General features: G+C 42.5%; 13 protein-coding genes. 4 read left to right on the top strand and 9 right to left on the bottom strand.

The features are described from left to right. Positions 1-11 precede the first annotated feature (11 nt). The 4 genes from IEW05_RS17520 to IEW05_RS17505 all read right to left on the bottom strand — a co-directional run bounded on the left by IEW05_RS17520 (position 12) and on the right by IEW05_RS17505 (position 3858). A complete protein-coding gene (locus IEW05_RS17520) occupies positions 12-1019 on the bottom strand; it encodes a FecCD family ABC transporter permease (RefSeq protein ID WP_188541146.1) in 1008 nt (335 codons plus the stop codon). After that, positions 1016-2026 carry a FecCD family ABC transporter permease gene (locus IEW05_RS17515; protein WP_188541145.1) on the bottom strand — a complete coding sequence of 337 codons (1011 nt, stop codon included), beginning with the start codon at positions 2024-2026 and terminating at the stop codon, positions 1016-1018. The genes IEW05_RS17520 and IEW05_RS17515 overlap by 4 nt, the downstream gene beginning before the upstream one ends. Positions 2027-2117: 91 nt before the next feature. Continuing rightward, the gene (locus IEW05_RS17510) at positions 2118-3062 is read right to left on the bottom strand and encodes an iron-hydroxamate ABC transporter substrate-binding protein (RefSeq protein WP_188541144.1); all 945 of its coding nucleotides are present in this window, start codon (positions 3060-3062) and stop codon (positions 2118-2120) included. After that, positions 3013-3858, bottom strand: coding sequence for an ABC transporter ATP-binding protein (locus IEW05_RS17505; RefSeq protein WP_188541143.1), 846 nt, complete (start codon positions 3856-3858; stop codon positions 3013-3015). The genes IEW05_RS17510 and IEW05_RS17505 overlap by 50 nt, the downstream gene beginning before the upstream one ends. A gap of 185 nt (positions 3859-4043) precedes the next feature. Here IEW05_RS17505 and IEW05_RS17500 point away from each other — a divergent pair, with 185 nt between their 5' ends. Further along, positions 4044-5102: an NAD(P)/FAD-dependent oxidoreductase gene (locus IEW05_RS17500; RefSeq protein WP_188541142.1), complete on the top strand. Its 1059-nt coding sequence runs from the start codon at positions 4044-4046 to the stop codon at positions 5100-5102. A 17-nt stretch (positions 5103-5119) separates the two neighbouring features. Here IEW05_RS17500 and IEW05_RS17495 read toward each other — a convergent pair whose 3' ends face one another. Next, a complete protein-coding gene (locus tag IEW05_RS17495) occupies positions 5120-6736 on the bottom strand; it encodes a helix-turn-helix domain-containing protein (RefSeq protein WP_188541141.1) in 1617 nt (538 codons plus the stop codon). 138 nt (positions 6737-6874) lie between these two features. On the opposite strand from IEW05_RS17495, the gene IEW05_RS17490 reads away from it, so the two are divergent. Both IEW05_RS17490 and IEW05_RS17485 read left to right on the top strand, forming a co-directional pair. Then, positions 6875-8101, top strand: coding sequence for an outer membrane protein assembly factor BamB family protein (locus tag IEW05_RS17490; protein ID WP_188541140.1), 1227 nt, complete (start codon positions 6875-6877; stop codon positions 8099-8101). 31 nt (positions 8102-8132) lie between these two features. Beyond that, entirely contained in the window at positions 8133-9008 is an 876-nt protein-coding gene (locus tag IEW05_RS17485) for an alpha/beta hydrolase (RefSeq protein ID WP_188541139.1), read from the top strand. A gap of 88 nt (positions 9009-9096) precedes the next feature. On the opposite strand, the gene IEW05_RS17480 is transcribed toward IEW05_RS17485, so the two are convergent. From IEW05_RS17480 to ytaF, 3 genes are all read right to left on the bottom strand, one after another. Next, positions 9097-10131, bottom strand: a complete 1035-nt coding sequence (locus IEW05_RS17480; protein WP_188541138.1) for a C40 family peptidase — start codon at positions 10129-10131, stop codon at positions 9097-9099. A gap of 71 nt (positions 10132-10202) precedes the next feature. Next, the gene (locus IEW05_RS17475; protein WP_188541137.1) at positions 10203-10976 is read right to left on the bottom strand and encodes a helix-turn-helix domain-containing protein; all 774 of its coding nucleotides are present in this window, start codon (positions 10974-10976) and stop codon (positions 10203-10205) included. Between the two features lie 445 nt (positions 10977-11421). After that, positions 11422-12063, bottom strand: coding sequence for a sporulation membrane protein YtaF (gene ytaF, locus IEW05_RS17470; protein WP_188541136.1), 642 nt, complete (start codon positions 12061-12063; stop codon positions 11422-11424). A gap of 143 nt (positions 12064-12206) precedes the next feature. On the opposite strand from ytaF, the gene IEW05_RS17465 reads away from it, so the two are divergent. After that, the gene (locus IEW05_RS17465) at positions 12207-12857 is read left to right on the top strand and encodes a DUF1232 domain-containing protein (RefSeq protein ID WP_188541135.1); all 651 of its coding nucleotides are present in this window, start codon (positions 12207-12209) and stop codon (positions 12855-12857) included. On the opposite strand, the gene IEW05_RS17460 is transcribed toward IEW05_RS17465, so the two are convergent. Continuing rightward, the gene (locus IEW05_RS17460) at positions 12839-13723 is read right to left on the bottom strand and encodes a LysR family transcriptional regulator (RefSeq protein WP_188541134.1); all 885 of its coding nucleotides are present in this window, start codon (positions 13721-13723) and stop codon (positions 12839-12841) included. The genes IEW05_RS17465 and IEW05_RS17460 overlap by 19 nt on opposite strands. Positions 13724-13810 lie beyond the last annotated feature (87 nt).

Raw genomic sequence — 13810 nt, 5'->3', positions numbered from 1 at the left:
TCCCCTTGTCCCTACTTTTTCATTAATAAGTACATAAAATATGGAGCGCCGATGATGGCGACCATGATACCCGCTGGGATTCCATCGGGTTCTACGATGTTACGCCCTATGGTGTCGGCAAATAATAGTAGCCAACCGCCAATCAGAATAGCAACCGGGATGAACATTTGATTTCGTGGTCCTACTAAGGCTTTGGCGATATGCGGAGCCATCAGTCCGACAAAGGCAATTCCCCCTGTGACGGAAACCGCAGAAGCGGCTAGTGCCACCGCAGTTAGTAGCAGTACGATACGTTCTTTTTCAATAGATACACCGACACCGATGGCGACCGGCTCACTTAGCCCTAGAAGATTCAATCGATTTGCTTTGTACAGAGCAAAAGGAATGAGAATCACTAGCCACGGAAGGATAGCCCAGATAAAAGGCCAGTCTGATCCCCAGATATTCCCCGCCAACCATTTAGCGATGAAATCCACTTTTGCACGTTCAGCTGATGAGATCAGTACAATCATGACCCCAGATAATGCCATGGAAAATCCAATCCCAATAAGCACTAATCTTACTGGCTGCAGGCCTACATTTTTGTTATACGACAACACATATATGATGCATGCAGTAAGAAGAGCACCAACAAAAGCAACCAGCGGAAGCAAATACACAAATGAGCCCGCTTTGATCGGAAAGAACAAAAAGAAAGCTGCAATAGCAACACCAGCACCAGAGTTGATACCTATAATGCCTGGATCTGCTAGATCATTTCGTGTAACGCCTTGCAAAATAGCACCCGATAGTGCAAGTGCCATCCCTGCTAATAAGGTAATAATAATCCTCGGTAATCGAACGGAAAATAGCACAAATTCCTCTTTGAATGTCCCATGACCTAGAAGGGTTGGAATCAATCGATTATAAGATAGTGATGAGTATCCTAGTCCAGTTGCAACAATGATTGAAATAACAATGAGCGCTAACAGCGTAATCACAATGATTCGTTGTTTTCTAATTAATGCGGGATGAATCATGAGAATGCTTTGCCCCCTTTACGCACGATGAACAGGAAGAAAGGTAAACCCATCATCGCAACAATAGCGGCTACAGGTGTTTCATAGGGCGAATTAATAGTACGACCTAGTGTATCTGCAAACAGCATAAATGTAGCACCCGAAATGGCAGACATCGGGATGATAAAACGATAATCGGTCCCCACGATCGCACGAATAATATGTGGGACCATGAGACCAATGAATGCCATATTCCCAACAAGCGCAACGGATGCCCCTGCGAGCAGAATGATAACGATGTATAGGATGACTTTGACTTGCGTCGTCTTTTGACCTAATCCAACAGCAACCTCTTCACTTAAACTAAGAATGGTTAGCTGTCTTGAGAGGAATAGTGCAATAAGGATGCCTAACGAGATAAACGGAACAATGATTTGTAACTGGCTCCATGAAGTTCCAATAATCCCACCTGCTGTCCACATCGAAACGTCTTTAGAGATTTTAAAATAGATGCCCACCCCTTCCGCGATAGCGTACAGAAATGCGGAGACCGCTGAACCAGCAAGTACTATACGCAGAGGAGAGAATCCCCCTTTTTTCATGGCTCCAATACCGAATACCATGACTGTTCCGAGAGCGGCTCCAATAAAACAAGCCACCATAATGCCAAGATAATTGACCGAAGGCAGTAGTGCCAGCGTGATAGCTAGTGCCGCATTAGCCCCTGCAGATAATCCAAGCAAACCAGGATCCGCAAGTGGATTCCTTGTCATTCCTTGCATGATTGCACCAGATACGGCTAAGGCAGCCCCCACAAAAATCGCCGCAATTTCACGTGGTAAACGAATTTCACGGAGGATCGATAGTTTGTCCCCTGTGGCATGAGAAGTGAGCGCTAGCCATACATCATGGATCGTGGTGTCGGCTGCTCCAAATACCATGGCAATAACAAACATGCCAACCAACGCAATGATTCCTGCAATAAATTTATATGTAAATGGGATGATACTTTGCTTTTCAGTAGTCATTCATCACTCATCTTTTCTGTTATAGAATAAAGGAAGAGGAATTCTTAGGTTAAGAATCCCTCTTAGAAATTATGTGAGCTAGAGCTCCGAATTACTTTCCAAGAAAGCTTTTGATAAAGAATTCTAGTTGGAAATCTAGTGATACGGGGTCATTAAAGTAGAACTCTTTCGCATTGACCTCGAATAAGTGATTATTTTTTACAGCTGGAATGTTCTTATAGGTATCTGTTTCTTGGAATGAATTATCCGTATCTGAGTTTTTACTAAAAATCACGTAGTCCCCAGAGTACTCCGGCAAAACTTCCAACGATAATGCATAGTAGCCATCTTTTAAAGCCATCTCTTTCACTTTATCAGGCATATTTAATTTCATTTCCTGGTACAGAATTTCTGTACCACGGCCCCAGTTATCGCCGAAAACGTAGATCTGCTTGTCGAAATTTTCAATGACTGATACCGTTGCGTCTGCACCAATCTTCGCTTTAATTTCTTCCCCTGCTGCTTGTGCACGTTTCTTGAAATCATCAATCCAGACTTGGGCTTCTTTTTCCTTATTTAAAAGCTTCCCAATCTCTAAATGCTGTGTTAGATAATCGACCTTTCCATAAGTAAACGTTACAGTTGGGGCTATCTTACTTAATTTATCAACGTTATTGATTGTCGATAGACCAATGATTAAATCAGGGTTTAATTCAATGATTTTCTCTAAACTCTCATCGGAGACTTCTACCGCATCCTTCAGCTTGTCTTCGAATCGTGGATTCATTTTTGACCATGAATCTACACCAACAAGATTAACGCCCAACGACATTACATTGCCAGCATAAGATGATAGTACGACAACTCGCTGTGGATTAGCGGGCACTTCAATTGGGCCATTCTCCGATTGGTAGGTGATGGTTCCTGATGCCGTGTTATTCTCAGTAGCAGTTGGAGCGTTATTGTCCTTATTGCCCTCTGGTTTTGCTGTATTACTACTACAAGCACTAACCACTAGCACTAACAGTAGCATAAATGGGATGAATAGCTTTTTCATGCGTATGATCTCCTTTTAATAAGTTATAGGTAATGCACATTGGTTTATTTGTTCGAGGATCCCGGCCGATTTCAGCATCGATATGGAACACCTTTTTAAGTACATCACGAGTGATAACTTCTTCACAGGTGCCAGCTTTCACGACTTCTCCATCTTTAAGAGCAACAATATAGTCTGCAAAACGAGCAGCTTGGTTCAAATCATGAAGGACCATAACAATCGTGCGCTCTTGTTCGATATTGAGTTTTTGCAACAGCTCTAGAACCTCTAGTTGGTGTGCCATATCTAAATAAGTCGTAGGTTCGTCCAGGAAAATGATCTCCGTTTCTTGAGCTAGAGCCATAGCAATCCACACACGCTGTCGTTGCCCACCGGATAATGAGTCTACAGAGCGATATTTAAAATCCTTTGTTCCTGTAACTTCAAGTGCCCAGTCAATGACCTCATAATCTCGCTTGGTTAGACGTCCGAAGCCCTTTTGATAGGGAAAACGACCATAAGATACGAGCTCACCAACAGTTAGTCCCGTTGTACTTTCGGGTGTTTGTGGGAGAATCGCCATTTTTCTTGCCAGGATCTTGGTACTTATCTTAGAGATATCTCCTCCATCAAGCACAACTTCTCCCGATTGGTGTGAGATAATCCTAGTGATCGCTTTTAATAAAGTAGATTTACCACATCCATTTGAACCGATAATCGTTGTGATTTTTTTATCTGGAATAGTCACACTTAGATTTTTTACAATTAAGCGTTCACCATAACCAATGCTCAACTCATCTGTATATAGGCGAGTCATTAGATGCCCTCCATCTGAAAAGAATAATTAAAATTTAATTGATAATGATTATCAATATCGATAAATATAGCGAAATTATTTTCTCGTGTCAACAGCCTTTTTATCTTGTAATCCAGAATTTATGCGTGTATATTTTAAATGAGAATGATAATCATTGATAACGAACTGATGAGGAGTGCTCTGAAATGGAACAGATGGACTTGTTTGATGTAACGGTGATTGGAGGGGGACCTGCAGGTCTTTACTCTTCTTTTTATAGTGGGCTAAGAGAAATGAGAACAAAGCTGATTGAGTATCAACCCCAATTAGGTGGAAAAATTCATGTGTACCCAGAAAAAATGATATGGGACGTAGGAGGGTTGTCTCCGATTACGGGGGCAAAGTTAATTGAACAGCTTGTTGAACAGGGGTTAACGTTTAACCCCGAGGTCGTATTGAATGAAAAAGTAGAGTCGATCACACGTAATGAGGACGGGATCTTTGTATTGTTAGGTTCCTCAGGGCAAAAGCATTTTTCGAAGACAGTCATTGTAGCTGTAGGCAGTGGAATATTGAATCCTCAGAAACTCGAAATTGAGGGTGCGGAGCGGTTTGAAGTATCTAATTTAAATTATACCGTGAAGTCATTTAACCATTTCAAAGACAAGTCCGTGATCATTTCAGGTGGAGGAAACTCTGCCATAGACTGGGCCAATGAATTAGAGCCTATCGCCAAAAAGGTGTATTTAACGTATAGGAAAGAGGCTTTAACGGGGCATGAATCACAAGTAACTCAATTGATGAACAGTTCGGCAGAATGCTTCTTAAATAGTTCAATCACTAAGCTCATTGCTTGTGATACGCATGAATTCATCGAGCGTGTTGAGTTAACTAATCATGTAACAGGAGAAATCTCGTATGTGGATATCGATGAAGTAATTATCAATCATGGGTATGAGCGCGATTCAACTTTGCTTAAGCAAAGTGAGGTGAACCTAACTATGGCCGAGGATCACTATATTGCGGGTAATGCGAATAGCGAATCGTCCATAGAGGGAATTTACGCCGCAGGAGATATTCTCATGCATGAAGGGAAATTAAATTTGATCGCAGGTGCCTTCCAGGATGCGGCAAATGCCGTCAATAAGGCCAAACAATTTGTCCAACCTGACGCTGACAAAATTGCCATGGTCTCATCTCATAACGAGCTATTCACAAAGCGCAATAAAGAATTAGTGAAGCAGCAAATGATCACCCCCTCGTAAGCACGAGGGGTTTGGGACTAAATCAACTGTTCCAGCCAGGATATTACACTGGCTTTATCGCGGTGGATCGGATTAATTCGATCCCAGAGGTCCCAAAAATATTCTTGGAAAGCACCCACGATCGTTCCCTCCGCTATCGTAAGCAATTCTACGTTCGTATCATTTTCATTCTTCGGCATGACACCTATCATAATGGTATGATCACCTTTGATTTCCCACTCGGCTTGATTCAGCAATTCTATCTGATTATCGCTAACCAAAGCGATTTCAAAGCCTTCATAGGTTTTCAGAAGCCATATGATATGTTTGATGTGGTGTGTTATATCCCCCGCTATCGGTCTAAAGTAAGCATTTTTGGGGTACTGCCCCGTTTTTACTGCATATTCAAAAATCCTCATAGGGTAAATATGAACTATTTTATATTTTTGAATGTCACGATAAAAAGACTTGTAGCTTGCCTCAATCCTTTTCATATGTACTTTATTCTCAGCTTCATTCGGAATGGATACCTCTACATACTTCCTCATCGTTTCAAACGGCACTGTTAAAAAACTCAAATCATGATAGCAAATCAAGTGATTCCCCGACTTCCTGTCTTTAGCTGAGTTCAGCTCAAAATATGCCTCCCGATCCAGTTTCCTCACTAAGGGCTCGACATCATAAAACATTTGCTTTGCGAATTTCTCGATTACCTGCACTGACTCAAGTTCATTTATGTATAGTGCGGCGTCAATCTCATTGTGATTGTCTGTGGCGAAGCATAATAATGCCCCTTTTCCTCTGACCAAAAATATTTCGAATGGCGGATTATATATGCCGTATTTATTGAAGTAGAATAACCCGTATGTTCCCTGATAATTAGTCCAATCCATAATTTGATGAACCAGACGAAGTGAGCGCTCAATATTTTTATTCAATTTACAAATTTGCTTCATATTCCAGCCCAAGCTCAAAGCTTCAATAATTGTATTTTGCCAATGGGTATAGATCTCCGGATAGTCATCAAAATATTCCTTCTCACTCTGAAAAGTAAGAAAGATTTCGCGATTCCCTATGAACTCTTTATCAGCTATAGCTTCCCTTATCATAGATATAGCTGCTGTTAATACCTCTTTCTTCCCCTGAATCGCTTTGGGAATTTGACTGCCCATAAAGACTGCCAATGCTTCTTGATTTGAAGGAGTAGTGCTTGTTGTGTGCCACTGTGCGTTGTCCAATAAATCCATAACATAGGTTTGACGATCGATTGGTTTATGGGTCTTTCTAGCCTCATGATCTAGAGTTAAAGAATGGATTTGTGATTGCTGCAGGATGTGAACCAATTGCTCGAAGACGGATTGATTCTCGGCGGCACTTGCTTCTGTATTACGCACATCCCCACTGCCCACGAGGTCTTGTATTCCTTTAAGAAAAACGTCCTTTGTCACCTTTTTATACTCTTTATCCAATCCCTCATTTAAGACCTCGGCAATTTGGATGATGTAATTGGAGTTCAAAGAGGGAGTTCTTTCCCCTCTAACCCACCTGCGAACATACGAAGAATCTATATTAAGCGATTTGGCTAGTCGTGCAGCCGACCACCCTCTCAGTTGCAACAGCTCGTTCAAGCAATCCCCAAACTTCGTATGTTTCATCAGCGGCCTCCCTATTATTATTTCCATTAACATACAGGTAAACATTGCCTATTGTCGAGGACAGATTTGTCCTGTCCCGTCTTCTATATATTTGTATCAGGTATACTCTATTTAAAATTTAAGGAAGGGGTCATCGATTTGCAAAAAAAGATAACGCTGATCACATGTTGTTTACTACTCATCATCAGCTTAGGAGTAGTCGGATGCTCTTCAAAATCAAGCTCGAGCTCAAATGATCTTGTCATGTTTCGGGGTGATCCGAAGCATACTGGATTGTTGGACACATCTGGCCCCACTGAGCTCCATGGGGTTAAGTGGAAATTCCCAACTGAAGGTCGCATCCGATCATCCCCTGCCTTTTACAATGATGCCGTCTACTTTGGCAGTGAGGATCAGTACTTTTATGCCGTTAATGCCGAGACAGGTACGCTCAATTGGAAGTTTGCAACCAAGGGGGTGATTATATCATCGCCTGCAATTATGAACGGGATCTTGTACTTCTTAAGCGGGGATGGTACCTTTTACGCCTTAAAAGCCCAAAGTGGGGAATTGCTATGGAGCTTTGTGACAACCGGAACAAATGAAGCTAGGGACCCTTACGATTACTGGCAGTCATCGCCGGTTGTAGACCAGAAAATCGTTTATTTTGGCGGTGGAGACGGTATTTTCTATGCCCTGGATGCAGTAAAAGGGGACGTAAAATGGAAGCAGAACCTGCATTTTCAGAATGCAGAGAACTTTAAAGATTACCCTGTCACTTTACACTCCTCACCAGTCATTGATAAAGGAATCGTCTATATTGGACTATCTGGCATCATTTATGAAATGCAAACCGAGCCAGGTAATGTCATTGCGCTGGATGCTCTGACGGGCAAGCAAATTTGGGCTTCTAATTTAATGCAGGCTGTAGACTCTTCTCCAACGGTAGATGACCAAGCCATCTATTTTGGAATGAGAAATCGTGCGTTTCAAGCATTAGATATCAAAACTGGCAAACCCCTATGGACTAACGGATCTATAAGCTATTCCCTTTCTTCACCAGCGATTCATGACGGTACGATCTTTTCTGGAAGCTCCGACCAGCATCAGCTTTTTGCACTAAACGCTTCTAGCGGGGAAACCAAATGGTCCTTTCCAACCTCTGGAGCGGTTCACTCCTCACCTGTAACGGACGGCACTACTGTCTATTGTGCATCGGGTAATAGTTATGCGGATGATCGAGGGTTCATTTATGCTATCGATGCTGAAACGGGTTCAGAAAAGTGGAAACTCGAAACAGGAGGCAACATATTCTCCTCCCCTACATTACATGATGGCGTATTATACGTTGGAAATGATGATTTTAACCTGTATGCCATATATTAAATTGTTGTTTCGAGAATGGGGACCACATAACATGATGAAATCATATGTAGTTATATTCTTATTCGTTGTCGTGATGATATCTGGCTGCGGAACCATTGTTCACAAAGATTCTTTGGTTCAGATCACTCCCTCCAAAATTGATGATATTGAAATAAGCAGTCGTGCTTTAAACAAGAATATGCGCTTTGCTGTGTACCTTCCTCCTGATTATGATGCAGATCAAAGTTACCCTGTACTATATGTATTGTATGGTTTCGGGGGCAATCGTAACTATATTTTTAATCCCATGGGGTTAGACCAGGTTGCTGACCACCTCATTCATGAGGGGAAAATAACGCCGTTGATCATTGTATCTCCCGACTACGGAAATAGCTTTGCTGTAGATACAGTACCAGGGCAAGGCGTCAAACCAAGCGCCGTAGATGAAGGGAATTATGAGGATTATATAATGGATGAGATCGTTCCTTATGTCGATACTCATTACAGCACAGAAGCTTCAAGAGCGGGCCGATATGTAGGGGGATTCTCGATGGGAGGTTACGCGGCTCTATACCTTGGGTTTACTCACAGTGATTTATTCAGCAAAGTTGGAGGACACAGCGCAGCAATTTGGGATTACACAGCACAAGATTATTTTACAGATCAACGAGATTGGCTATATCCCACTGAGGAGTTGAGAAACCTAAGGGATCCCTTCCGACTTGCCGTTAACAATAACCTAGAACATGTGCAGGTCTATCTAGACGCTGGGGAGTCTGATGGATTAGCCGTCGTGGATGAAAAGCTGTATACCTTGCTAAAAAATGAAGGTATTCCTGTAGCGTGGCATTCAAATCCCGGAGGACATTCAACTTCCTACTGGATGACACATTTTGAGGACTATTTGACCTTTTACTCGGGAAAATAACAGAGAGGAATATTCAAAAAAGAGTAGTTCCTCCCAAGGGAGGTGACTACTCTTTTTGTGGTCTTTTAGATAAAAACGAGCTACCTGATTACAACACCCTACGCGCAGTTACGAACCTTTTCTTCCACTGGCCGTCAAAAGATCCAACATGAACACCGAGTTCTTTAGAATACGTATGCAACAGCTTATTGTCTCCCGCATAGATGGCAACATGTCCGATATCGAGGCCACGTGCACTAAAGAATAATAAGTCTCCTTTACGGAGGTCGTTGAGCCCAACTTCTTGGCCTTCCTTGGCTTGGTTGTAAGAGACACGTGGTAGATCAATCGACAGCTTATTCAGAAACAAATGTCGTACAAAGGAAGAACAATCAAATGTGTCCGTCTGATCGGTTGAAGCGCCAAATTCGTAAGGTGTCCCAAGGAATTTCTCCCCATACGCAATCAACTCATCTGCTTGTCGTTCTACAAGAGATGCACTCGTATAATCACTATATTTGGGTTTGGCTGATATGTATCCAGTCTTATTGTCACGGGTGCGGACTTCCAACCAGAAAGCATCCACCTCTTGGACGATATGAACCTTCTCGCCCGCAGGTAGCATTTGTAGGCTAGTGGAGTCAGATGTTGAGTCCGGAGTGCTTCGTAGATTTACTCCTGACAGAATGGTTGTTGCATAATCAATCGCGGAGAACATTCGGACTGTCTTGGTCTTAGCGTCCCATTTCACAGTGCTTCCCAATGCTTCGCTGAAGACACGTAACGGCATCATCGTATAACCTTGTGTAATACGGCCTGGAACGATCAAGCTTATCGATTGACCATTTACATAAGCTATTGTTTCTCCAACATGGTAAGTTAGCGTCATATCGCCTTTGGTCGCTGTAACCGTTTTGGCAGCTCCATTCCATGATAGCTTGGCTCCCTGCGCCTCAAATAGTTGCCGCATGGGAACTAAAACGGTGCCATTTACAAGCAATGGCTCTGTTTCAAGTTGAAGCTGCTGATCGTTCAAATAAATAGCTGGAGCTGGAGCTTGGGGGGCCGTTTCTGCATAAGCGGGAGCAGAATATAGCAAAGTCGTTAACAATAAAAGTAGAAGTACCCCTCTTTTTTTCGTCATGTTGTCGTCACCTCGTTGTTTTATATATCTATAGTTCTGACGACAACACTCCTATTTAGTTGTGTGCCAAATTATGGATTCCATGAGGTTGAGTTAAACATGGAGACAATCCCATCTACTAGTGCTTTCCACAAATTTGGATACTCTTGATTAATTAAACTCCTAACCTGATCTCCATTTATACTATTAAATTCATTATGTTGCATGATCAAGGTCTGAGCACCCGTTGCGGATTCACCAATCGCTATATGTCCCGTTGCATACCCACCAATAGCTATATGAGAAGCGATAGCGCAACCCCCAATTGAGAACATTCCTATGGCCAAACCGCCTACGGCAAATATCCCCAAAGCAAGCCCCCCCAACGAAATGGTGCCAATCGCTAGCCCTCCTAGTGCCATAAGCAATCCAATAGCCAATGCCCCTAAGCTGATAAGACCCAAAGAGAGGACTCCGAGCGATACTACGCCGATGGAAATATTCCCTATCGCAATAATTCCCTTGGCAACATATATTCCGCGTCCCACATTTACATGAACTAATGGAACACCCAGCAATGTTCGCTTACTTTTGTACTCATAATGAAACTGAGATCCTACATTGATAACGTAACTATTATGTATATTCTGTGCTGACCCAGTGCTACCCGAGGTATCTTTTACGAGCTCATCAATACTAACGTTAAAAAGCTCACTTAATGCAATCATTTTATCCATTTCAGGATACGATTGCCCCGATTCCCATTTGGAAACGGATTGCCGTGACACACCAATAATCTCCGCTAAATTTTCTTGGGACATGCCCCTTTCTTTTCTTAACTTCTGCATTTTGTCTGCAAATTGCATGGTTATCACCTCATGCTCATCATATAATAATGACCTGTTCATGACTATCAAGTTTAGTTAGCAAACTGTCAACCAGCGGTTGCATATGCGTGGATATAGGGATTTGGGGCTCTACCCAAATTTGATATCGACAATTTTTCCGCTTTCACATTTCGATCCCTCCTCATAGTTACAAGCACAAAAAAACTTCGCCCCATAAGGGACGAAGTTACTCCGCGTTACCACCTGATTGGTGTGAATATAATACACCCTCTATGCCATCATCTAACAATGATGCTCCTAAGTAACGGTAGGAATCCGGGCCCGCCTACTTTTCCTTTTTGGGGACCTACTCTGAGGTGATTGTTTGGAGTAGTTCCTTCGTCAAGTTCTTTCTACAGCTTTCCATAGTCATAATAGGCAACCTTACACGTAAAATAAATGCATACATGCAATCAGCAGTACCTTAACCAAGCAAAGAATTGCATGCAATCCCTACGATAATGATGCCACTTAAAACCGTACTAAATTGACCCAATGTGAAAGAGCCAATACGAACACTAGCTACTTTGCGGCCTAAACCAACACCGAGCCACACGGTAATATAACTACCTATAGCCGCAGTTAATGAGATAGCGAGTGGGGATAATCCGATCAGACCTGCACCTACACCATTCGTAACTGCATTTGCGGCAAGGGCGACTCCTAAGATTGCAGCTTCGCCTAATCCAATGGCTCCTGATTGATCAGCATCTGCTGTTTCGGGATTTTGCAAAATCCCCTTTATGGAACCTGCGCCTGACCCTTCTTCAACATTCGCCTGGGGTGGTTGATGTTTTTTACGCGGAGCCGCTAATAAAATAATACGTATGCCAACAATGAACAACAAAAAAGCTCCAACCAGAACTGGAAAGATCCCCGGTAGAACTTTGGAGAGCCACTGTCCAGACATAATACCTGTCATACTTAAAAGAAAACAAATGACTGCGATCGTTACATTTGATAAAAATCCAATACGAATGCCACGAATCCCATACGATATTCCCACACCTAAATTATCCAAACTTGATGAAACGGCAAACCCTAAGATCAAAAGCCATGCTGTCATCTGGTTTCACTCCTCAATACGGTTTACTGTCATCGTATTGAGCCTGTTGAGAAAATGTGCTTGTTCTGTTCCAAAAATGTTGAGATTATTTCAACACTCGTATCCAATGAACTCAATTGCAAGCCCAAAGGAGTGAATTAAGAATGTCTGAAGAAAAGAGCGATTCAACTCTTGGTCTAACTTTAACTTCGTTATTAAGGGCGCGTTCTTTATCCATGCGTAAATTAAGTACACTTACTGGGATTGACACGGCTACCATATCGCGAATCGTCAATGGGAAACAGCGAGCAAAACCAGACCATTTAGAGCTATTTGCAGTTCACCTCGGCGTTCCAACCGTCCAACTATTCCAAGCTGCTGGTTTTGATGTCAGTATGCCACGAGTTGATCATCCCACAGATATTAACACATCGATCAATAGCATTAGAGAAATTCTCCAAGCTTCTAACTTAATCGATCATCAATTTACGGCAGAGCTTATTCAGAAAGAACTAAATAAATATGAACCCTATGTCCTTACGGAAGAAGGCAAGCGGATTATTCTTAATGAATTTTGGGTAAAAATAGCCAATGTGAATGGTACCGGCCCGTTCATTGACGAACTAAAGAAAATGTACCATCTCTACTGTGGAGATGAGATTACCTTAGAAAAACGCGCAGTCCTCGGAAGTGCGCTGCTTTATTTTGTTTCATCTACCGATATCATACCTGATTACGTATTCCCTCTAGGATACCTAGACGATGCCATCGCGGTGCAACTGGTGCTAGATCGTCTTCAGCGTGATGAAGAATAAAGCGAATGCTCATACCCCGTACGCGACACAATCTCATCAATGAAACATTGCAGCGTGCTTGTTAACAGGGAGTCTTTGCGCCGGATAAAAATCGTCGTAATCTCACGATAAGGGTCAGGTACATCATGAACGAACACCGTGCCAACCGCGGCCAGATTTCTAACGGAGGATTCGGGCAAGATCGTTATTCCGATCCCGGCAGCCACACTACCTATAATCGTCCCAAATGTACCAAACTCCATGATCTGCTTCGGGATGAGTCCCTCCACCTTCATCCAGCTTTCCAATCTCCCGCGATAACCACAGCCTTTATTGTATAGCAATAGAGGTCTCGTCGTGATATCCTCCATCGAAAAAGTCGGTCCCTTCGTAACAAGTACAAGCTTCTCTTGAATGACCTCCACCTGTTCAATTAAGGGATGCCTAATGGGACCTGTCACAAACGCTCCATCTAACTTCATATCAACGACCTTTTGTAGCAAAAGATCAGTTACCCCAGCTTTTAATGAGAGCTCGACATTGGGGTATTTACTATGATACGAGGATAAAATATCAGGCAGCGCAACCACGGTCTCCACGATCCCTACCTTAAGAATCCCGGAGGGGTTAGATTTATCTTGAAATGAACGTTTCATTTCCTCCATCTTCGATAAAATCTCCCGCGATTGTTCCAATAGCCGTTTTCCTTCTGTATTTAAAACCATCCCACGCTTGTGGCGATGAAATAATGGTGTCTGGAGTTCTTTCTCAAGCAGCTTAATTCTTGCTGTCACATTCGACTGAACATAGTTGAGCTCGAGTGCTGCTTTGCTGATGCTTCCATGTGCCGCAACGGTCTGAAAGATTCTCAAATCATTAAATTCCAAAATGCCCCTCCTCTCCGCTACACTTTCAAAGTGTATACGTCACTTATCTAATATCATTATAAATGATATCAAATGTTATTTATAATC

This window comes from Paenibacillus segetis (assembly GCF_014639155.1).
GTDB lineage: Bacteria > Bacillota > Bacilli > Paenibacillales > Paenibacillaceae > Fontibacillus > Fontibacillus segetis.
This window is presented reverse-complemented; position numbering and strand designations above follow the sequence as displayed.

Coding starts and splice junctions, on each gene's coding strand:
- IEW05_RS17520 (WP_188541146.1), bottom strand. CDS start 1,019: ATGATTCATCCCGCATTAATTAGAAAACAACGAATCATTGTGATTACG.
- IEW05_RS17515 (WP_188541145.1), bottom strand. CDS start 2,026: ATGACTACTGAAAAGCAAAGTATCATCCCATTTACATATAAATTTATT.
- IEW05_RS17510 (WP_188541144.1), bottom strand. CDS start 3,062: ATGAAAAAGCTATTCATCCCATTTATGCTACTGTTAGTGCTAGTGGTT.
- IEW05_RS17505 (WP_188541143.1), bottom strand. CDS start 3,858: ATGACTCGCCTATATACAGATGAGTTGAGCATTGGTTATGGTGAACGC.
- IEW05_RS17500 (WP_188541142.1), top strand. CDS start 4,044: ATGGAACAGATGGACTTGTTTGATGTAACGGTGATTGGAGGGGGACCT.
- IEW05_RS17495 (WP_188541141.1), bottom strand. CDS start 6,736: ATGAAACATACGAAGTTTGGGGATTGCTTGAACGAGCTGTTGCAACTG.
- IEW05_RS17485 (WP_188541139.1), top strand. CDS start 8,133: ATGATGAAATCATATGTAGTTATATTCTTATTCGTTGTCGTGATGATA.
- IEW05_RS17480 (WP_188541138.1), bottom strand. CDS start 10,131: ATGACGAAAAAAAGAGGGGTACTTCTACTTTTATTGTTAACGACTTTG.
- IEW05_RS17475 (WP_188541137.1), bottom strand. CDS start 10,976: ATGCAATTTGCAGACAAAATGCAGAAGTTAAGAAAAGAAAGGGGCATG.
- ytaF (WP_188541136.1), bottom strand. CDS start 12,063: ATGACAGCATGGCTTTTGATCTTAGGGTTTGCCGTTTCATCAAGTTTG.
- IEW05_RS17465 (WP_188541135.1), top strand. CDS start 12,207: ATGTCTGAAGAAAAGAGCGATTCAACTCTTGGTCTAACTTTAACTTCG.